Source organism: Microbacterium sp. NPDC079176 (genome assembly GCF_040686675.1).
In the GTDB taxonomy this organism is placed as follows: Bacteria; Actinomycetota; Actinomycetes; order Actinomycetales; family Microbacteriaceae; genus Microbacterium.
In genome coordinates this window covers 35,946-55,619 of sequence record NZ_JBFBLM010000008.1, presented here as the reverse complement: position 1 = coordinate 55,619, position 19,674 = coordinate 35,946, and the positions used below count along the sequence as shown (strand labels likewise).

The 19,674-nt window shown below is 67.5% G+C and carries 16 protein-coding genes; 14 read left to right on the top strand and 2 right to left on the bottom strand.

What is annotated here, in order from left to right; genetic code table 11:
* Nucleotides 1–14 precede the first annotated feature (14 nt).
* Nucleotides 15–1,043: a LacI family DNA-binding transcriptional regulator gene (locus AB0P11_RS17420; RefSeq protein WP_363523287.1), complete on the bottom strand. Its 1,029-nt coding sequence runs from the start codon at nucleotides 1,041–1,043 to the stop codon at nucleotides 15–17.
* A gap of 144 nt (nucleotides 1,044–1,187) precedes the next feature.
* Between AB0P11_RS17420 and uxaC the strand changes: the two genes are divergently transcribed.
* From uxaC to AB0P11_RS17385, 7 genes are all read left to right on the top strand, one after another.
* Complete coding sequence (gene uxaC / locus AB0P11_RS17415) at nucleotides 1,188–2,585, top strand: glucuronate isomerase (protein WP_285364533.1); 1,398 nt, start codon at nucleotides 1,188–1,190, stop codon at nucleotides 2,583–2,585.
* On the top strand, nucleotides 2,582–3,880 hold the full coding sequence (locus AB0P11_RS17410) for a mannitol dehydrogenase family protein (protein ID WP_363523284.1): 1,299 nt from the start codon (nucleotides 2,582–2,584) through the stop codon (nucleotides 3,878–3,880). Before uxaC ends, AB0P11_RS17410 begins: the two co-directional genes overlap by 4 nt.
* A 130-nt stretch (nucleotides 3,881–4,010) precedes the next feature.
* Nucleotides 4,011–5,564 (top strand): ABC transporter substrate-binding protein, encoded by a 1,554-nt coding sequence (locus AB0P11_RS17405; protein ID WP_285364537.1) that lies wholly within the window; start codon nucleotides 4,011–4,013, stop codon nucleotides 5,562–5,564.
* Between the two features lie 55 nt (nucleotides 5,565–5,619).
* The gene (locus AB0P11_RS17400; RefSeq protein WP_363523282.1) at nucleotides 5,620–6,561 is read left to right on the top strand and encodes an ABC transporter permease; all 942 of its coding nucleotides are present in this window, start codon (nucleotides 5,620–5,622) and stop codon (nucleotides 6,559–6,561) included.
* Nucleotides 6,558–8,381, top strand: a complete 1,824-nt coding sequence (locus AB0P11_RS17395) for a dipeptide/oligopeptide/nickel ABC transporter permease/ATP-binding protein (RefSeq protein WP_363523280.1) — start codon at nucleotides 6,558–6,560, stop codon at nucleotides 8,379–8,381. Before AB0P11_RS17400 ends, AB0P11_RS17395 begins: the two co-directional genes overlap by 4 nt.
* Nucleotides 8,378–9,202, top strand: a complete 825-nt coding sequence (locus tag AB0P11_RS17390; RefSeq protein ID WP_363523278.1) for an ATP-binding cassette domain-containing protein — start codon at nucleotides 8,378–8,380, stop codon at nucleotides 9,200–9,202. The genes AB0P11_RS17395 and AB0P11_RS17390 overlap by 4 nt, the downstream gene beginning before the upstream one ends.
* Nucleotides 9,199–10,665, top strand: coding sequence for a family 43 glycosylhydrolase (locus AB0P11_RS17385; RefSeq protein ID WP_363523276.1), 1,467 nt, complete (start codon nucleotides 9,199–9,201; stop codon nucleotides 10,663–10,665). Before AB0P11_RS17390 ends, AB0P11_RS17385 begins: the two co-directional genes overlap by 4 nt.
* Here AB0P11_RS17385 and AB0P11_RS17380 read toward each other — a convergent pair whose 3' ends face one another.
* The gene (locus AB0P11_RS17380) at nucleotides 10,666–11,280 is read right to left on the bottom strand and encodes a TetR/AcrR family transcriptional regulator (protein WP_072591784.1); all 615 of its coding nucleotides are present in this window, start codon (nucleotides 11,278–11,280) and stop codon (nucleotides 10,666–10,668) included.
* Nucleotides 11,281–11,379: 99 nt separating this feature from the next.
* Between AB0P11_RS17380 and AB0P11_RS17375 the strand changes: the two genes are divergently transcribed.
* The 7 genes from AB0P11_RS17375 to AB0P11_RS17345 all read left to right on the top strand — a co-directional run bounded on the left by AB0P11_RS17375 (nucleotide 11,380) and on the right by AB0P11_RS17345 (nucleotide 19,581).
* Nucleotides 11,380–12,624, top strand: coding sequence for a family 1 glycosylhydrolase (locus tag AB0P11_RS17375; RefSeq protein WP_187250224.1), 1,245 nt, complete (start codon nucleotides 11,380–11,382; stop codon nucleotides 12,622–12,624).
* Between the two features lie 27 nt (nucleotides 12,625–12,651).
* Nucleotides 12,652–14,013 carry an MFS transporter gene (locus AB0P11_RS17370; protein WP_363523273.1) on the top strand — a complete coding sequence of 454 codons (1,362 nt, stop codon included), beginning with the start codon at nucleotides 12,652–12,654 and terminating at the stop codon, nucleotides 14,011–14,013.
* Nucleotides 14,014–14,040: 27 nt separating this feature from the next.
* The gene (locus AB0P11_RS17365; RefSeq protein WP_072592355.1) at nucleotides 14,041–14,868 is read left to right on the top strand and encodes an SDR family oxidoreductase; all 828 of its coding nucleotides are present in this window, start codon (nucleotides 14,041–14,043) and stop codon (nucleotides 14,866–14,868) included.
* A 78-nt stretch (nucleotides 14,869–14,946) separates the two neighbouring features.
* On the top strand, nucleotides 14,947–16,740 hold the full coding sequence (uidA, locus tag AB0P11_RS17360) for a beta-glucuronidase (RefSeq protein WP_363523271.1): 1,794 nt from the start codon (nucleotides 14,947–14,949) through the stop codon (nucleotides 16,738–16,740).
* A 29-nt stretch (nucleotides 16,741–16,769) separates the two neighbouring features.
* A complete protein-coding gene (manD, locus tag AB0P11_RS17355) occupies nucleotides 16,770–18,008 on the top strand; it encodes a D-mannonate dehydratase ManD (protein WP_072591781.1) in 1,239 nt (412 codons plus the stop codon).
* Nucleotides 18,005–18,520, top strand: a complete 516-nt coding sequence (locus AB0P11_RS17350; protein ID WP_363523269.1) for a gluconokinase — start codon at nucleotides 18,005–18,007, stop codon at nucleotides 18,518–18,520. The genes manD and AB0P11_RS17350 overlap by 4 nt, the downstream gene beginning before the upstream one ends.
* A complete protein-coding gene (locus AB0P11_RS17345; protein ID WP_285364555.1) occupies nucleotides 18,517–19,581 on the top strand; it encodes a LacI family DNA-binding transcriptional regulator in 1,065 nt (354 codons plus the stop codon). Before AB0P11_RS17350 ends, AB0P11_RS17345 begins: the two co-directional genes overlap by 4 nt.
* Nucleotides 19,582–19,674 lie beyond the last annotated feature (93 nt).

Genomic DNA, 19,674 nt, shown 5'->3' with positions numbered 1-19,674 from the left:
CGTCCCTACTGAGGTCACCCGACGGGTCGCGCGGTCGACTCGCGCACGACGAGATCGAGCGGGAGGACGACCTTCGACGGGACGCGATTCCGCTCGGGGTCGATGAGTGTCTCCATGGCCCGCGTGCCGATCTCACGCAGCGGCGAGTGGAGCGTCGTCAGTGCCGGCACGGCGAGCTCGGCGCTGAAGATGTCGTCGAACCCGATCACGCTGAATGCCTCGGGCAGCGTGAGGCCGGCGCCTCGAGCCGCTCGGAGCAGTCCATGAGCGACCAGGTCGTTGTAGGCGAGAACGGCGGTCACGCCGCTGGCGCGCACGCGCCGGAGCGCATCCGCACCTGCGTCGACGGTGGGGGAGTCCACGGCGATCTCCACCAGGGAGATGTCACGCGACATCGCCAGGTCGAGCGTGAGCTCCCAGCGGGAGCGATTGATCTGCAGGCCGCCCAGGCCGAGGTATGCGACCGACCGATGCCCGAGATCTCGCAGATGGTCGATAGCAGCGGTCAGGCCCATCGCCAGATCGGGGATCACGCTCGGCAGGGACGGTGCCGAGTGATTCGCCGCCACGATCGGCTTCACGCGAGCGAGGTCTGCGAGGGCCGCATCGTCGAGGCGCGAGGCGACGACGAGCAGGCCGTCGACAGACGACTGCAGAGCCTCGATGGTCTCCCGTTCGATGTCGGCTGCGGCTTCGGTCTCCGACACGACGAGCGTGAAGCCGCCGGCGCGGGCGACCTGCTCCGCGCCGCGGATCAGTTCGAAGTGCACCGGGTTCGTGATGTCAGGGAGTACGATCGCGAAGGTGCCCGACCGGCCGGTGGGAAGAGCTCTCGCCATCGGGTTGGCGCGGTAGCCGAGCTCGGCGGCCGCCGCGCGGATCTTCTCTTCGGTCGCTGCGTTCGTGCGACCCGGCTTGTTCAGAGCGCGGGAGACCGTCGAGGGATTGAGGCCGACCCGCTGCGCGATGTCGTAGATGGTCGCTCGGCGGGCAGAGATGCCAGCACTGCCAGGCACCTCATCGGGTGCTGTCAGATCGTCCATCGACATCGCGTGCTGTTCCCTTCGCTGCGACCGGCATCCGGTTCCCCGATCGTACGGCAGCAGGTCCGCCGGGATATGTCGCCGTGCGAACAACACGCTTGGCAACCGATTGACAAAACTGGCGGAAACCGATCTGATAGGGGAATGCTCCAGCCGCAACGCCGCGACCGCGACCGCCTGCTTCCTGCCGACCCGGCGACGCGCTCCGTCGCGCGATCCCTGTACGAGAGCGTCTCAGCTGCGCCCATCGTCTCGCCGCACGGCCACGTGCCGGTGGAGTGGCTCGTCGAGGATCGCCCTTTCGCCGACCCGGCATCGTTGCTGATCACGCACGACCATTACGTCACCCGGCTGCTGCATGCCTCGGGTGTCGGACTCGATGCGCTCGGCGTCGGTGGATCGCCGGCGGACCCGCGAGAGGTGTGGCGGCTGTTCGCCGAGCGCTGGCCGCTGTTCGCGGGCACGGCGTCTGGGTACTGGCTGAGCGAGTCGCTCGAGAACGTGCTCGAGCTTCGGACGCCGCTCACTGCCGCGACTGCGGACGATGCGTACGATCACATCGCCGCGAAGCTCGTCGATCCGAGCATGCGACCGCGTGCGCTCTTCGAGAGCTTCGGCATCGAGGTCCTCGCGACGACCGACGATCCACTCGATGATCTCGCGGGGCATGCTGCGCTCGCCGCCGAGGGTGCGGTCGGCAGGGTCGTTCCCACCTTCCGGCCTGATCGCTACCTCGACCCGGACGCGGCAGGGTTCGCCGCCAGCGTGCAGCGCCTGCTCGAGACCACTGGGCAGCCGAGCACATTCGCCGGCTACCTCGCAGCGCTGGAGGCGCGGAGGCGGTACTTCATCGAGCACGGCGCGGTCTCGGCCGACCACGGTGTCGAGGTGCCCGACACCCTCGATCTCGACGCAGCCGAGGGGCAGGCGCTGTTCGCCCGAGTGATGGCCGGGGATGCCGATGCTGCCGATCGCCATTCGTTCCGCGCGCACATGCTGCTGCAGATGGCCCGGATGAGCGTCGACGACGGTCTGGTCATGACGATCCATGCGGGCGTGGTCCGCAATCACAACGCGGAGACCTTCCGCAGGTTCGGGCCCGACACGGGCCACGACATTCCCCGGCGCACCGACTTCGTCGGCGGTCTGCGACCGCTGCTCGAGCGGTTCGGGCTCGAGCGCGACCTGCACCTCGTGCTGTTCGCGGTCGACGAGACCGTCTACTCGCGGGAGGTCGCGCCGCTCGCGGGCTTCTATCCGAGCGTCTACATCGGGGCTCCGTGGTGGTTCCTCGACGCACCCGACGCCATGGCCCGATTCCGGTCGGCCGTGACCGAGACCGCAGGATTCTCACGGGGGTCGGGCTTCATCGACGACACCCGCGCGTTCCTCTCGATCCCAGCCCGGCACGATACGGCGCGTCGAGCGGATGCCGCATTCCTCGCGCGCCTCGTGGTCGAGGGTCGGGTGAGCGAGGAGTCGGCGGCCGCGATCATCGGCGACATCGTCGGTCCGCAGCCGAAGCGGGTGTTCAAGCTGTGAGCGCCACGACACTCGGCGTGCGCGAGTCGCCGGCTCCGCCCGTGCGGATCGTGCACATGGGGCTCGGCGCCTTCCATCGCTCCCATCTGGCCTGGTATACGGCTCATGCCGCGGATGCAGCCGAGTGGGGGATCGCGGCGTACACCGGACGAAGCGCCGGCCTCGCGGATGATCTCACCGCCCAGGACGGCCTCTACACACTGGTCGTGCGCTCGCCGGAAGGCGACGAAGCGGAACGGATCGGCAGTATCGTCCGGGCCCATCCGGGCACCGACATCCCGTCCTTCGTGAATGACGTCGCCGCTCCCACGACAGGCATCGTCAGTCTGACGATCACCGAGGCTGCCTACGCCGACCCCGCACTGTCACGCGATCGGGCTCTGCTCGCAGACGCGGCCGGCGACGACCTCGACGGCATCCGTCCGCTCACCGCGATCGGTCGTCTCGCCCTGGGGCTCGAGGCGCGCCGGCGCGCAGCCTCGGGCCCGCTCGCACTGGTCTCCTGCGACAATCTGCCCGACAACGGCGGAGTTCTCCGTGACACCGTGCACGCGGTCGCGGGCGGGCTGCCCGGGCTCGCCGACTGGATCGATCTCCAGGTCTCGTTCGTCTCGAGTTCGGTGGATCGCATCACGCCCCGACTCTCGGACGAGGAGGCGGCTGAGCTCGCAGAGCGCTACGGGGATCGTGCACCGGTCGTCGCCGAGCCGTTCTCCGACTGGGTCATCGCTGGGGAGTTCCCTGCGGGCAGACCGGAGTGGGAGACGGCGGGAGCGCGCTTCACCGACGACCTCGAACCGTGGGAGGCGCGGAAGCTCTGGCTACTGAACGGTGCTCACACCCTGCTCGCCTCGGTCGGTCGACTTCGGGGGCATCTCACCGTCTCCGAAGCGATAGCCGACGCAGAGTGTCTCCGTGCTGTCGACGCGTACTGGGACGAGGCCTGCCGGCATCTTCCGGCAGAGCTCGAGCTGCTCGAGTACCGCGCGGCGCTGCTCGAGCGGTTCCGAAACCCTCGCATCCGGCACCTACTCGCGCAGATCGCACTCGACGCCGACACCAAGATGCGGGTGCGTATCGCGCCGGTGGCTGAGCGTGAACGCGCGGCGGGCCGCACCGGTGCTGCGTGCGCGGCGGTCGTCGCTGCGTGGCTGGCAATCGACGGCGGGGCATCGGATCGTGCAGGGGTGGAACGCGCGGTCGCCGACCTCAGCCCTGTGCTCGGTGCTGATGAGGTGTTCGTAGATGCGGTGTTCGCGGGCCGCCGGTCTTTTGCGGATCTCACGCTTCGGTAACAAGTTGGCAATCGGTTGTCAAAACTCCAGAACCCTGCTTTACTGACATCAGACGTCGCCGTCCTCGTCCGCCACACCCCGCTGACAAGCGGTTGCGCATCAAGTCGTTTCATCCAAAGGAGTATGAACAATGTGGAACACCCGTAAGCACCGTCGCCGAGTGGCTCTGCCCGCTGCGATCCTCATTACCGCACTCGCGGTCACCGGCTGCGCTGCCGGAAGCGACTCGACGCCCGAAGGCACGTCGGCGGCCGTCGTCGAGAAGGACCTCGCAGTCGCCGCGGTGTCTGCCCCCAACTCGCTCGATCCCGCTCAGATCGTCGACGGTCAGCAGATGTTCGTCTGGTCGTCGATCCTCGACACCTTGCTGCGCAAAGACCCCGAGACGGGAGAGCTGCTTCCGGGCGCCGCAGAGAAGTGGGAGTACAACGAAGACGGCACCCAGCTGACCCTCACGCTGCGCGACGGCATGACGTTCAGCTCGGGAGACCCGGTGGATGCTGCCGCGGTCGCTGCGACCCTGCTGCGTTCGAAGGCCACGCCCGGAGCCGTACAGAGCCGCCTCGCCGCGGTCGCGGACGTCGTGGCAGAGGACGACAAGACCGTCGTCATCAGCTTCTCGGCGTTCGACCCCCAGTTCCTCGACAACCTCGCCCAGGGCCCTGGTGCCATCGGCGATCCCGCGACCATGGATGAAGAGCGCACGGCCACCGACCCGATCGGATCCGGCCCGTTCACTCTCGACGTCGACAAGACCGTCCCGGGCAGCAGCTACGTCCTCGTCAAGCGCGATGAGTACTGGGACGCCGACAATGTGCCGTTCAAGACGCTCACCGTCAAGGTGCTGCAGGACCCGACGGCATCCCTCAACGCACTGCAGGCGGGCGAGCTCAACGCGGCGACCGTGCAGTCGCAGGTCGTCTCGCAGCTCGACGCGAACAAGTTCACCATCACGGTGAACGACGCGGTGGCCGTGGGGTACCTCAACATCCTCGATCGCGCCGGCGAGAAGTTCCCGGCGCTCGGTGACGTGAAGGTGCGTCAGGCGATCAACATGGCGATCGACCGCGAGGGCGTGCTCAAGGGCATCTTCAGTGGAGTGGGCATCGCCACGACGCAGCTGGTCAGCCCGTTCGGCGAGGTCTACGACGAGAAGCTGAACGACGCGTACGAGTACGACCCCGAGAAGGGCAAGGAGCTCGTCGAAGAGGCGGGCTACGCCGGCGAGACCTTCCAGATCCCGAGCACCTTCCTCAGCACCACGATCGAGCCCGTGCTGACGCAGGCGTTCGCCGACATCGGTCTGACCCTCGAGTGGGTCACCGTGCCGCCGCAGCAGGCGCAGGCAGCTGCCCGTTCCGGTGACTACGGGCTGTACTACCAGATCCTCGGATTCAACTCGGACTCGGCAGATCTCGCGACCACGATCGGCGCCGCCGGCTTCGGCAACCCGACCGGGTACACCGATCCGACGCTCGATGGCTACTTCGACGAGATCAACAACACCGTCGACTTCGCGGATGCTCTCCCGGTCTACAAGGAGCTGAACGAGTACGTCGTGGATCAGGCGCTCGTCGCCCCGATCGCCTATATCGGCGCGACGTGGGCGACCGCTGACGGGATCACCTACGTCGGCAAGGCGAACACCCTCGCAACCATCCGACAGTTCGACGTCACCGAGTGAGTGACGGGTGGGGATGCGGCGCGCCGCATCCCCACCACACACCGGGAGTCTCTTGATGCTCAGCTATATCCTCCGCCGACTCGGCGCCGGCGTCGTGCTCGCGATTCTGGTCACCCTCATCACCTTCCTTCTCCTCAGCACTTCGTTCAACGACGTCGCTCAGGCCATCCTCGGCACGTCGGCGACGCCCGATGTGGTCGATGATCTGATCGCAGCGAAGGGGTGGGATCGCCCTGTCATCGTGCAGTACTTCGACTGGCTGATCCACGCCGTGCAGGGTGACTTCGGCGTCTCGGTGTACACATCGCTGCCGGTCGGACCCTCGGTTCTCCAGCGGCTCGCGGTCACGCTCTCGATCATCGTCCCAGCACTGATCCTCACGGTGATCCTCTCCGTGTTCCTCGGTGTCTGGGCGGCATCGCGCGGTGGAGTCGTCGACCGCATCGCCCAGGGAATCTCCCTGATCGGCTACATCGTTCCCGGCCTGCTCCTGGCGATCGTCCTCGTCGTCGTGTTCGCTGTGCAGCTCAAGTGGCTTCCGGCCACCGGGTTCACGCCGTTCGCCGAGGACCCGGGGGCATGGGTGCGCAGCATCACCATCCCGGTGATCGTGCTGACCATCGGCGGCGTCGCCAACATGGCGGCCCAGGTGCGAGGCAGGATGATCGACGAGCTCCGTCGCGACTACATCCGAACCCTGCGCACGCGGGGATCGTCGACCACCTCGATCGTCATCAAGCACGCTCTGCGCAACGCCGCGAGCCCCGCGCTCACGGTGATGTCGCTGGAGTTCATCCAGATGTTCGGCGGCGCACTCATCATCGAGAACGTGTTCGCGCTCCCGGGCTACGGAAGCTTCGCGTTCAACGCCTCCCTGCAGGGCGACATCCCCGTGATCATGGGCATCACCGCCTTCGGCGTGCTGCTCGTCACCGTCGTCAACCTCCTCACCGACCTGGCCAACGGTTGGCTGAACCCGAAAGCGAGAGTCCATTGAGCGACGAACGCCCACCCCAGACCACCACCGGCACCGTGACACCTCCCAGCACCGAGCTGCTCGTCACCCTCGAGAACGCAGCGAAGACCCGCACGTCGACCTGGCGCCGCATTCTGCGCGACCCGCAGGCCGTCGTGACGCTCGGGCTTCTCGCCGTGATCTTCCTGCTCGGGCTGCTCACACCGTGGCTCGCGCCGCACGGTCCGAACGACGCCGATCTTGCGATGATCAACGCGCCGGTCGGCACCCCCGGGTACCTGCTCGGTGCCGACGAGGCCGGGCGCGACATCCTGTCGCGGCTGCTGCACTCGATCAACACGGCAGCGATCTCGGCTCTGATCGGAGCCGGTGTCGCCCTGCTCGTCGGAGTGGTCGCCGGCCTCATCGGCGGCTACTTCGGAACCGTGACGCGAGCCACCACCGAGTGGCTGTTCAACCTCATCATGACCTTCCCCGGCATCCTGCTGCTGATCATCCTGATGCCGGTCACCGGGGGCGACTACCGCTTCACGATGCTGATCTTCGGCGTGCTGCTGTCGCCCGGCATCTACCGCATCGTTCGCAACCTCGTGCTCGGGGTGAAGAACGAGCTCTATGTCGATGCCGCCCGAGTGTCGGGGCTCGGCAACCTGCGTATCCTCGGTCGCCACGTGCTCTTCGTCGTGAGAGGGCCGATCATCATCGCCGCAGCCTTCATGGCGGGCTCTGCGATCGCCGTGCAGTCGGGTCTCGCATTCCTCGGCGTCGGTTCGCTGCAGATCCCGAGCTTCGGGTCGATGATCTCGTCGGGGTTCCGCAACCTGTACATCGCGCCCACGCAGTTCCTGTGGCCGAGCCTCCTGCTCGGCGTCATCACGGCGTCTCTCGTGCTGCTCGGCAACGCCCTGCGTGACATCCTGGAGGGCTCCATGCCGAAGCCGGCCAAGGTCGGACGCGGCCAGCGTGTGCTGGACAGCGCCGGAGAAGCGACGGCCGCGCGCACGGGACTGCTCGAGATCAACGAGCTCGCCATCGCCTATCCGCGTCCGAGTGGCGGCCTGAACGAGGTCGTACGCGGCGTCGACCTGTCGATCGCCCGCGGGCAGATCGTCGGGCTGGTCGGCGAATCCGGGTCGGGAAAATCGCAGACAGCGTTCGCCTCGCTGGGGGTGCTGCCCAACGAGGCGGTCATCACCCGCGGGTCGATCCGCTTCGACGGGCGCGAACTCGTCGGCCTCACGGATGCGCAGATGCGTCCGCTGCGCGGCAAGGAGATCGCGTACATCCCCCAGGAACCCATGTCGAACCTCGATCCGTCGTACAGGGTCGGCGCACAGCTCGTCGAGGGCGTACGGTCGGCGCTCGGCGTGACCCGCGCGGAGGCATCCGCCCGGGTGCTCGCGCTGCTCGAGAGGGTCGGCATCGCTGACCCGAAGCGCACCTTCGACTCGTACCCCCATCAGATCTCGGGCGGTATGGCGCAGCGTGTGCTGATCGCGGGCGCCGTCGCGAGCCGGCCGAAGCTGCTGATCGCCGACGAGCCGACGACGGCACTGGACGTCACGGTGCAGGCCGAGATCCTCGACCTGCTGCGAGACCTGCAGTCCGAGCTCGACATGGCGATCCTCCTGGTCACTCACAACTTCGGTGTCGTCGCCGACCTGTGCGACCGCATCGCGGTCATGCAGAATGGCGTGATCGTCGAGTCCGGCACCGCTGCGGAGGTGTTCTCGCACCCGACGCACGAGTACACGAAGATGCTGCTCGGTGCGATCCTCGACGAGAGCACGGTCCGCACCGATCCGCCCGTCGCGGCCTCCGATGAAAGGACAGACCGATGAGCCTTCTCGAGGTCGATGAGCTTCGTGTCGCCTTCCCCGGACGGGGATGGCGGGCCAAGCCGGTCGAGGTGCTGCACGGCGTCTCGCTCAGCGTCGCGCCGGGGGAGACCCTGGGGCTTGTCGGCGAATCCGGATCGGGCAAGACCACGATCGGACGCGCGGTGCTGGGCCTGGTGAAGCCGTCCGGCGGCGACATCCGGTTCGACGGGACGTCGATCGCCGGAATCTCACCTCGCGATCGTCGTCGCCTGACTCGTGACATCCAGGTGGTGTTCCAAGACCCGTACACGTCGCTCAACCCGTCGATGACCATCGGCGACATCCTCGCCGAGCCGCTGGTGATCCAGGGCGCGACGGCGAAGGATGCACGCTCGCGGGTCAAGACCCTGCTCGACCAAGTCGGGTTGCCCTCGGATGCCGTCGAGCGACTGCCCCGAGAGTTCTCGGGCGGTCAGCGTCAGCGTGTAGCCATCGCGCGCGCGCTGGCTCCTGAGCCTCGCCTGATCGTGTGCGATGAGCCGGTGTCTGCTCTGGACCTCTCGACCCAGGCACGCGTGCTCGATCTGTTCGTCGAGATCCAGAGGGCGACCGGGGTCGCCTACCTCTTCGTGTCGCACGATCTCTCGGTCGTCCGCCACATCAGTCACCGGGTGGCCGTTCTGTACCGCGGCGACCTCGTCGAGACCGGATCGGCCGAGCACGTGACCTCGACCCCCGACCATCCCTACACGCAGAAGCTGCTGCTCGCGGCGCCGGTCGCCGACCCCTCCCGTCAGCGCGAGCGGCGACTCGAGCGCCGCCGAATCATGGAGGCATCATGACCCAGAATCCGATAATCCCCGGATACCACCCGGATCCGTCGATCTGCCGCGTGGGCGACGACTACTACCTCGCGAACTCGAGCTTCGAGTACTCGCCGGGCGTTCCGCTGTTCCACTCCCGTGACCTCGTCTCGTGGACGCAGGTCGGCAACATCCTCGATCGCCCCGAGCACCTCGACGTGCGTACCGGGCTCGCGGGAGCGAGCGGGGGGATCTACGCCCCGACACTGAGGCATCACGACGGCCGGTTCTGGATGATCACGACGAACATCCACGAGGTGGGGCGGGGTCACATCCTCGTGCACGCCGAGGATCCCGCCGGCCCGTGGAGCGATCCCGTCTACGTCGCAGGGCTCATCGGTATCGACCCCGACATCGCGTGGGACGACGACGGCACCTGCTTCGTGACGTGGAGCGACGTGATGCGCGGCGGAATCTCGCAGGCCGTCATCGACCCGCTGACCGGTGACGTGCTGTCGGAGCCGCGGTCGCTGTGGGCGGGAACCGGTGGTGCGCACGCCGAAGGGCCTCACCTGATCCGCCGCGGGGAGTGGTGGTACCTGCTGGTCGCCGAGGGCGGTACGGGGCCCGGCCATATGGTGACGATCGCGCGATCCTCGAGCATCAGCGGACCCTTCGAGCCGGCACCGACGAACCCCATCCTCACTCACCGCAGCACGAGCGCGGCCGTGCAGTCGACGGGGCACTCCGATCTGGTCGAGCTCGCCGAGGGATCCTGGGCACTGGTCTTCCTCGCGACGCGGCCCCGCGGCACCTTCCCGCGCTGGCACACCAACGGGCGCGAGACTTTCCTCGCGGGGGTGGACTGGGTCGACGGGTGGCCGGTCATCGACGAAGAGCGCTACGACGTCCCACTCGCGAAGACCTCGTTCGTCGAGGACTTCAGAGGCGAGGAACTGCATCCGCGGTGGATCTCGCCGGGAACCTCGCCGTCGTCGTTCGCCCGCACGAGTGCAGATGGGCTGCACCTCGAGCGGGGGCGGGGTGCGCTCGCCGCCAGTGCCGAGCGGCTGCTCGCGGTGCGCGCCGAAGACGAACTCTGGTCGGCTCGCCTGCACGCGACAGGCGACGTCGCGCTCTCGGTCCGGATGGACGACGCGCATCAGCTGATTGTCGAGCGCGTCGGTGCAGAGGTGCGCGCACGGATCGTCATCGGTCCGCTGAGCGACGTCGTCGCGCGGACAGAGGCTCCGGCGGATGCGGTGCTCGAGATTCGAGCCACGGAGGTCGAAGCCGAGCGCGGCGCGCGGCGCGGTCCCGACCTGCTGCGCGCCGGTCTCTCTTCGGTGGAGGGCTTCGTCGAGCTCGCCACGCTCGACGGCCGCTATCTGTCGACTGAGGTCGCCGGTGGATTCACAGGCAGGGTCATCGGTGTCGAGGCTCTCGGAGACCAGGTCGTCGTCAGTCGGTTCGAGTACGAATCGGGTGCCGCTGCGGAGTGATCAGTCCCGCGGGCGGGACCGCAGCTCCGGCACGAAGGTCGACATCAGCGACGTGACACAGGCATCTACGTCGATCGCCGAACGGTCGAAGAGCCACTGCGTGTGCAGCCCGTCCATCGCGCCGATCGTGATCGCTGCGAGGTGTGACGGGGGCAGGTCGGTCGACAGGCGCCCCTCGTCTCGGAGCCGGGTGAACAGGCGAGTCATGAACGAGCGGATGTTGCGGTATCGCGTCTCGAAGTAGTCGTGCGCCGGGTGAGCGGGCGCCGTGGCCTCGCCGGTGAGCACGGCGCTCAGCTCGACCAGGCCGACCCGCTGATCGCGTTCGATCAACGTCGTGGCCATGCCGCGGAGCACGTCGAGCGGATCGGCTCCGGCGCTCAAGACCTCGTTGCGTGCGAGGTAGTCGGCGCTGCGCTCGTCCTGCAGGGTGAGGACCGCCATGAGCAGGTCCTCCTTGCGGGGGAAGTGATGCAGGAGCCCGGTGTGGCTGATGCCTGCACGACGAGCGATCTCGGCCATCGAGGCTCCGTGGAAGCCGGACTCGCCGAAGATCGTGAGGCAGGCGTCCAGGATGCCGCGACGGACGGCTGCGGTCTTGGCGTATTGGACCATCGATACCTCCGGCGATAAAAATAGTGAGGACTTACTATTTTATGTTACCGTTAGCTGGCAATCGGTTGTCACGATTGCTCCGATCGAGAGGATCCCTCAATGACGAACTTCCCCACCGGCTTCCTCTGGGGGGCCGCCACTGCCGGACACCAGATCGAAGGCAACAACGTCAACAGCGACTGGTGGGAGCGGGAGCTGACCATGCCCGGCATGGAGCCCTCGGGCGACGCCGTCGACAGCTACCACCGCTTCCGCGAGGACATCGACCTGCTCGCCGACGCCGGCCTCGACACCTACCGCTTCAGCCTGGAGTGGTCGCGCATCGAGCCGATCGAGGGCCAGTTCTCTCGCGCAGAGCTCGCGCACTACCGTCGAGTGATCGACTACTGCCTCTCGCGCGATGTCACTCCCTTCGTCACGCTGCAGCACTTCACGACGCCGCGATGGTTCGCGAACGACGGCGGCTGGACGTCGCCCAAGGCCAAGGACCGCTTCCTCAGCTTCGTGACCCAGGCCACCACGATCCTCGACGGTGTCGAGTGGGTCGCGACCATGAATGAGCCGAACATGCAGGCGGCCATCATGACGGCGATGCGTCGCATGGCCGCTCAGGGCGGACAGTGGACGAGCCCCACGGTCGAGGCGGACGCGGTCGAGAGCGAGGCACCCGCGGAGCAGAAGGAAGAGAAGAAGCAGCACGGCTCCTTCCTGCAGGACGCAGACCCCGAGATCGGCCGCGCGTTCGTCGAGATCCACCATGCCGCCCGGGAGATCGTGCGCGCCAAGACGAACGCCAAGGTCGGCTGGACCATCGCCGCAGGCGCGCTCACCGCGGCCCCCGGTGGCGAGGAGAAGCTGAAGCAGATCCGCTACGGCAAGGAAGACGTCTACTGGGAGGGGTCCCGCGGCGACGACTTCGTCGGTGTGCAGGCGTACTCGTCGCAGGAGGTCGATGCCGACGGTCTTGTGCCGCATCCGCCGCACCCCGACAACACGCTCGTCGGCACCGCCTTCCGCCCCGACTCGCTCGCCATGGCCGTGCGCCACGCATGGGAGGTCTCCGAGGGCGTCACCGTGATCGTGACCGAGAACGGCATCGCCACGGCCGACGACACCCAGCGGATCCGCTACACGGATGCCGCGCTGCGCGGACTCGCCGACACGATCGACGAGGGCATCGACGTGCGCGGCTACCTGCACTGGACGCTGCTCGACAACTTCGAGTGGGGTCACTGGGCTCCGACCTTCGGCCTGATCGCCGTGGATCGGGAGACGTTCGTGCGCACGCCCAAGCCGAGCCTCGGCTGGCTGGGCGAGGTCGCGAAGCGCAACGGTCTGGCCTGACCGAAGCCGCGTACAGAGGCCGAGCAGATGACCGTCGACGTCGACGATCCCCAGGGCGAAGGCCCTGCGGAGGCTGCGGGGCGCGTTCCCGAGGGAAACCTCGCGCTCCCGCAGCCTTCCTCCCTGGTCCCCGCGCCCGACGATCGCGCGGGGACCGGGCAGGCGTCCGTCTCGGGGTGGTCGATCGCCCTGCTCGTCGCCGCGACCTTCGGCGCCGGCATGGCGATGATCGTGCCGATGGCCTACTCGCTGGCGGTGCGGCTCGACCAACTGGCACCCGGGCGCACCGAAGCCCTCGGCATCGTCCTCGCGGTCGGCTCGGCGGCCACGCTCGTGCTCGCGCCGCTCACCGGCATCCTCAGTGATCGCCTGCGCAGCCGCTGGGGGCGGCGGCGTCCGTTCACCGTGATCGGTCTGCTGATCGGTGCGGCCTCTGTGCCGGTCATGGCCCTCGCCCCGGATCTCAGCGTTCTCACGATCGGGTGGACGCTCTCGACTGTGGGGTGGGGAACGGCGGCTGCGTCACTCGGAAACTGGCAGGCGGATCGTCTGCCGCCGCACCAACGCGGCCGTGTGTCCGGCCTCACCGGCGTCACCATGCAGGTCGCGCCCGTTGTCGGGATCATCCTCGTCGGACTCTTCCTCGATCAGGTCATCCTCGTGTTCGCGCTCCCTGCGGCGATCGGTGTCGTACTGGTGATCGCATTCCTCGCGGTGGTGCACGACCCCGACAGCAGGGGGATGCTGATCGAGCGGCGGCTGACCGTCGGCGGACTGCTGCGGAGCTACGGCTTCGATCCGCGTGATGCCCCGGACTTCGCATGGAACTGGCTCGGGCGCTTCATCTTCTTCTCCGGGCTGACCCTCACCACCAGCTTCACCGTGTTCTTCGTCGCCCAGCGCCTCGAGCTGCGCGTGCCCGATGTCGCCGGAGTGCTCGCGATCGTCTCGGCGTCGAGCATCGTGACGGCCACCGTCGGCTCCCTCGGGGGCGGATGGCTGAGTGACCGGGTGGGCAGGCGCAAGCCGTTCATCCTCGCGGGTGCCGCTCTCTTCGCGGCGGGATGCAGCGTCTCGGCGTTCGCCCACGACCTGCCGACGCTCATGGTGGGCACCCTGCTGAACTCCCTCGGCATCGCCACCTTCTCGGCTGTGGCTCAAGCCCTTCTGCTCGACGTGCTGCCCGATCGCGAGAGGGAAGCGGGTCGCTACATGGCCATCGCCCTGTTCGCGCAGAAGATACCCGGCGTCTTCGCGCCGGTGCTCGGCGGGGCGGTGCTGGCCATCGGTGCCGGCGCCGAGAACTTCACCGCGCTGTATCTCCTCGCTGCCGCGCTCGCCTTCGCCGGCGGTCTCCTCATCACCCTCTCGGTGCGCAGCGTCCGCTGAGCATCACCCATTCGAAACGGAGCAATGATGTCCTTTCCCTTCCCCGACGTCTCGTCGACCCCCCTCGGCTCGCTGATCGATCTGACAGGACGCACCGCGCTCATCACAGGAGGCGCTCAGGGCCTCGGTCGTGCCATCGCGGATCGGCTCGCCGAGGCCGGTGCGAGCATCGTGATCGCCGACCTCGACGAGGGCCGTTCGCGAGCGGCGGCAGACGAGATCGGCGAGCGCTTCTCGGTGCGGACGGTGGGCGTGCGCATGGATGTGACCGACTCGGCGTCGGTGGCTGCGGCGACCGACGCCGCGGCGGCTGAGGTCGGTGCCCCGGATGTCTGGGTGAACAATGCCGGAATCTTCCCCAGCCAGTCCCTTCTCGAGATGAGCGACGAGACCTGGGAGCAGGTGTTCGCCGTCAACACCCGAGGTGTGCGCAACGGTGCTCGCGAGGCGGCCCGTCGGATGCCGCAGGGCGGCGTGATCGTCAATATCGTCTCGACCGCAGGCTTCCGTGGGACTGCGCCCGGTCTGTCGGCCTATGTGTCGTCGAAGCACGCGGTGCGGGGGCTCACGAAGCAGCTCGCTCTGGAGCTCGCGCCCCAGGGGATCCGCGTTCTCGGTGTCGCTCCCAGTTACGTGCCGACCGAGGGGAACATGGCGATGGCAGCTGCGGCGATGGAGCAGATGGCAGCAGCCGGCATCGACCCCTCGACCATGCCCTCGGCGATGTCGCAGAGTCTGATCGGTCGTCAGGGCACGCCCGACGACATCGCGCGGGTGGTGCTGTTCTGCGCCAGTGACCTGTCGGTGGTGATGACCGGCAGCACGCTGCTTGCGGACGCCGGAGAGACCATCTGAATGGCAATCGGTTGCCATTTCTTCCGAACTCTGCTGTACTGAAACCAAGAACGCAAAGAAGCGCACGAAAGGCCCTTGATGCTCAAGCCCATCGCCACCGCGACCCGTGACCTCGTCAAGCTCGACGGAGTCTGGAAGTTCGGGATCGACTCCCGCCTCCCGGAGGAGCCCTGGCTCGCCACTCTCGACACGCCTCTCGAAGCAGCCGTTCCGGCGAGCTACAACGACCTCTTCACCGATCCGGCGATCCGCGACCACGTTGGCTGGGTCTACTACCAGCGGTCGGTGCAGGTGCCGCGCGGCTGGGCGGGGGAGCGGATCCTTCTGCGTTTCGACGCCGCCACGCACTCGGCAAAGGTATACGTCGACGACCAACTCGTCGGTGGACACGTCGGCGGGTACACGCCGTTCGACATCGACGTCACCGATGTCGTGAAGCCGGGCACCGCGTTCCGGCTCACGGTCGCGGTCAGCCCCGACCTCAGCAACACCACGATCCCGCCGGGCAAGATCGAGGTCGGCATGACCGGTGCCAAGACCCAGACCTACTTCCACGACTTCTACAACTACGCGGGCCTCGCCCGGTCGGTGTCGCTGTACTCGCTGCCGCAGGTGCACGTCGACGACGTCACGGTCGTGACGACGTTCGAGGGCTCGACCGGATTCGTCGACTACCGCGTCGAGACCGTCGGCGATGCCGCCGTGCGGGTGAGCCTGGCGGATGCCGCGGGCAGTGTCGTGGCGACGTCGTCCGGCCCGGAGGGCCGTCTCGAGATCGCCGACGTCGTGCTCTGGAAGCCGGGCGCCGCGTACCTCTACGAGCTGACGGTCGAGGCCGTCGACGGAGACGACGTGCTCGACACGTACTCCGTGGCAGTCGGTGTGCGAACGGTCGCGGTGCGAGGCGAGGAGTTCCTCGTGAACGGCGAGCCGTTCTACTTCACCGGATTCGGCAAGCACGAAGACACGTTCGTCCGTGGCAAGGGTCACGATGACGCCTACATGGTGCACGACTTCCAGCTGATGGAGTGGACGGGCGCCAACTCGTTCCGCACCTCGCACTACCCCTACGCCGAGGACGTGCTGGACTTCGCCGACCGCCACGGCATCCTGGTCATCGACGAGACCGCGGCCGTGGGTCTCAACATGGGGGTCGTCGGCGGTCTCAGCGGCACCCCGCCGTTCCCCACCTTCTCGGAGCAGTATGCCGGGGCGGAGACGCACGCGGCGCACGCGCAGCATCTGCGTGAGCTCATCGGACGCGACAAGAACCACCCGTCCGTCGTGCTGTGGTGCATCGCCAATGAGCCCGCCTCGAACGAAGACGGTGCACGCGAGTACTTCGAGCCGCTGGTGGAGCTGGTGCGCGAGCTCGACCCGACGCGCCCGATCACCTATTCGATGGTCATGTTCGCGACCTTCAAGAACGACCAGATCATCGACCTGTTCGACGTCGTGAGCCTCAACCGCTACTACGGGTGGTACATCAACGCGGGCGACCTCGCGACGGCCGAGATGTATCTGCAGGGCGACATCCAGGGCTGGATCGACCGCACGGGCAAACCGATCATGATGCTCGAGTACGGCGCCGACACGATGCCGGGCCTGCATTCGGTGTGGGACCAGGTGTGGACCGAGGAGTACCAGACCGACCTGCTCGCGATGTACCACCGTGTCTTCGATCGCTTCCCGCAGTTCGTCGGTGAGCAGATCTGGAACTTCGCCGACTTCGCCACGACCAACGGCCTGCACCGCGTCGGTGGCAACAAGAAGGGCATCTTCACCCGCGAGCGCCGGCCGAAGTCCGCCGCATTCGCTCTGCGCCAGCGCTGGCGTGGGCTCGACGGACGCAAGCCCGGCGCGGACGCCTGACCTACCGCCTTCACGCAGAGGAGAAGCACATGACCATCGACAGGGCCGACGTCATCGTCACGAGTCCCGACCGCAACTTCGTCACGCTCAAGATCACGACCGCAGACGGCGTGACCGGACTCGGTGATGCGACGCTGAACGGGCGTGAGCTCGCGGTCGTCGCCTACCTCACCGAGCACGTCGTGCCGCTGCTGATCGGCGCCGACGAATCGCGCATCGAAGACACCTGGCAGTTCCTGTACCGCAGCGCCTACTGGCGCCGCGGGCCCGTGACGATGGCGGCCATCGCAGCCGTCGACATGGCGCTGTGGGACATCAAGGGCAAGGTTGCCGGGCTTCCCGTGTACCAGCTGCTCGGCGGAGCCAGTCGGAAGGGCTTGATGGCCTACGGTCACGCGTCCGGCAAGGAGCTGCCCGAGCTGTTCGACTCGATCCGCGCGCATCAGGCACAGGGATATAAGGCGATCCGGGTGCAGACCGGGGTGCCGACCCTCAAGGCGATCTACGGCATCGCCGCGCAAGGTGCGGACGTCGGCGATGCCAGCGTCCGGTACGACCACGAGCCGGCGCGTCGAGGCGCGAAGCCCGTAGAGGAGGACTGGGACACGCGCGCCTACCTGAATCACCTGCCGGGTGTCTTCGAAGCGGTACGCAACGAGTTCGGCCCTGACATCCCGCTGCTGCACGACGGCCACCACCGGATGACGCCGATCCAGGCCGCACGCCTCGGCAAGGACCTCGAGCCCTACGACCTGTTCTGGCTCGAGGACTGCACTCCGGCCGAGAACCAGGAGGCGCTGCGCCTCGTGCGCCAGCACACCACGACGCCGCTGGCGATCGGCGAGATCTTCAACACGGTCTGGGATTTCAAGGACATCATCCGCGATCAGCTCATCGACTACGTGCGTGGAGCCGTCACCCACATGGGTGGCATCAGCGCCCTGAAGAAGACTCTCGACTACGCGGCGATGTACCAGATCAAGTCGGGCATGCACGGGCCGACCGACATCTCGCCGGTGGGCATGGCGGCGGCGATGCACCTCGGTCTCGCGATCCACAACTTCGGCATCCAGGAGTACATGCAGCACGGGTCGCGCACCGACCAGGTGTTCCAGCAGTCGTTCACCTGGACCGACGGCTACCTGCACCCCGGCGACAAGCCCGGTCTGGGTGTCGACCTCGACGTCGACGAGGCGGGCAAGTACCCGTACGAGCAGGCCTACCTGCCCTACAACCGGCTGCTCGACGGCACCGTCCACGACTGGTGAGCGCACACGCATCGCCCCCGGTCGTGGTGATGGGGGTCTCGGCCGCCGGCAAGTCGACAGTGGGGCGCCTGCTCGCGACCGATCTGGGCGTCGAGTTCCTCGACGCGGACGACCTGCATCCCGCATCCAACCGGGCGAAGATGAGCGCGGGCACACCGTTGACGGATGAGGACCGGATGCCGTGGCTCGACCGCGTCAGCGATGAACTCGCCGCACGGTCGGCATCGGGGTCAGTGATCGCGTGCTCGGCGCTCCGGCGGGTCTATCGGGATCGGATCCGCGAGCGGGTGTCGGGTGTCGTGTTCGTGCACCTGCACGGCAGCGACGAGCTGCTCGCCGAGCGCGCGGCCGGCCGAACCGATCACTTCATGCCTCCTTCCCTGCTTCGATCGCAACTCGACACCCTCGAAGCGCTCGACGCCGACGAGGTCGCGGTCGTCGTCGACGTCGGTCGCCCGCCCGCGGAACTCGCCCGCGCCGCCGTCGAATGGCTCGAATCGCACCGGTCATGACACGCTGGGAGCTGGGAGGAACCATGGACGACGATCTGCCCGGTGAACTCGCGGAGCGCATCCGGCGTCGCGGCGGCGCCGCGACCATCTACGACATCGCGGAACTCGCGGGTGTGAACCCGTCGACGGTGTCGCGCGCGCTCAGCAAGCCCGGTCGCATCAGCAAGAAGACGGAGGAGAGGATCCGTCTCGCCGCCGACCGCCTGGACTTCCAGTTCAACCCGATGGCGCGTGCCCTGCCGACCGGACGCAGCCACACGATCGGGTTGATGGTCGCGGACATCACCAACCCCGTGATCTTCGGCATCGTCCGCGGCGCGGAGCACACGGCAGCCGCGGCCGGATACACGCTGGTGATCGCCGAATCGCAGGAGTCCGGTGAAGCGGAGGCCGAGGCGGTCTCGCGGCTGCTGCCGAGCGTCGACGGGCTGATCCTGGCGACCACCCGTCTGGCTGACGAGCGGATCCTGCGGCTGGCGGAGCGCAAGCCCGTCATCCTGATCAACCGGCAGGTCGACGGCGTGGTCGGCGTCCTCCCCGAGGTGGAGCAGGGTGTCGCGGACCTCGTCGCCCATCTCGCCGACCTCGGTCACCGCTCGATCGCGTATCTCTCCGGCCCCGAGACATCGTGGATCAGCCGACGACGGTGGGAAGCTATGCTCGACGCCGCCGAGCGCCTCGGCCTGGCAGTCGTCGAGATCGGCCCGCACATGCCGACGATCGACGGCGGTCGCGAAGCTCTTCGTCGAGTGCAGGCATCGCGGGCGACCGCCGTCATCGCGTTCAACGACCTCATGGCGATCGGCCTGATCCAGGCTGCGTCCGCCGCCGGCATCCTCGTGCCCGACGGACTGAGCATCGCGGGGTTCGACGACATCTTCGGCAGCGAACTCATCGTCCCTGCGCTGACCACCGTGCGCGCCCAGTTGCAGCTCGCAGGGGAGCGCGCGGTCGGTAAGGTCCTCGAAGCTCTGGGCGATGCGACCGAACCGGTCAGCGACGATCCTCTCGCGACGACCCTGGTGGTGCGGGGAAGTACAGGGCGCGCTGCTCGGAGCTGAGTGCCGTGCGGTGCGCTGACGTCTTTCTGTGAACGTGGCAATCGGTTGCCAAATGCGTCGATCTCTGATTTGATGTAAGAGCCTCAACAGTGA

Coding starts and splice junctions, on each gene's coding strand:
- manD (WP_072591781.1), top strand. CDS start 16,770: ATGACCATCGACAGGGCCGACGTCATCGTCACGAGTCCCGACCGCAAC.
- AB0P11_RS17405 (WP_285364537.1), top strand. CDS start 4,011: ATGTGGAACACCCGTAAGCACCGTCGCCGAGTGGCTCTGCCCGCTGCG.
- uxaC (WP_285364533.1), top strand. CDS start 1,188: ATGCTCCAGCCGCAACGCCGCGACCGCGACCGCCTGCTTCCTGCCGAC.
- AB0P11_RS17345 (WP_285364555.1), top strand. CDS start 18,517: ATGACACGCTGGGAGCTGGGAGGAACCATGGACGACGATCTGCCCGGT.
- AB0P11_RS17370 (WP_363523273.1), top strand. CDS start 12,652: ATGACCGTCGACGTCGACGATCCCCAGGGCGAAGGCCCTGCGGAGGCT.
- AB0P11_RS17400 (WP_363523282.1), top strand. CDS start 5,620: ATGCTCAGCTATATCCTCCGCCGACTCGGCGCCGGCGTCGTGCTCGCG.
- AB0P11_RS17390 (WP_363523278.1), top strand. CDS start 8,378: ATGAGCCTTCTCGAGGTCGATGAGCTTCGTGTCGCCTTCCCCGGACGG.
- AB0P11_RS17365 (WP_072592355.1), top strand. CDS start 14,041: ATGTCCTTTCCCTTCCCCGACGTCTCGTCGACCCCCCTCGGCTCGCTG.
- AB0P11_RS17380 (WP_072591784.1), bottom strand. CDS start 11,280: ATGGTCCAATACGCCAAGACCGCAGCCGTCCGTCGCGGCATCCTGGAC.
- AB0P11_RS17375 (WP_187250224.1), top strand. CDS start 11,380: ATGACGAACTTCCCCACCGGCTTCCTCTGGGGGGCCGCCACTGCCGGA.
- AB0P11_RS17385 (WP_363523276.1), top strand. CDS start 9,199: ATGACCCAGAATCCGATAATCCCCGGATACCACCCGGATCCGTCGATC.
- AB0P11_RS17420 (WP_363523287.1), bottom strand. CDS start 1,043: ATGGACGATCTGACAGCACCCGATGAGGTGCCTGGCAGTGCTGGCATC.
- uidA (WP_363523271.1), top strand. CDS start 14,947: ATGCTCAAGCCCATCGCCACCGCGACCCGTGACCTCGTCAAGCTCGAC.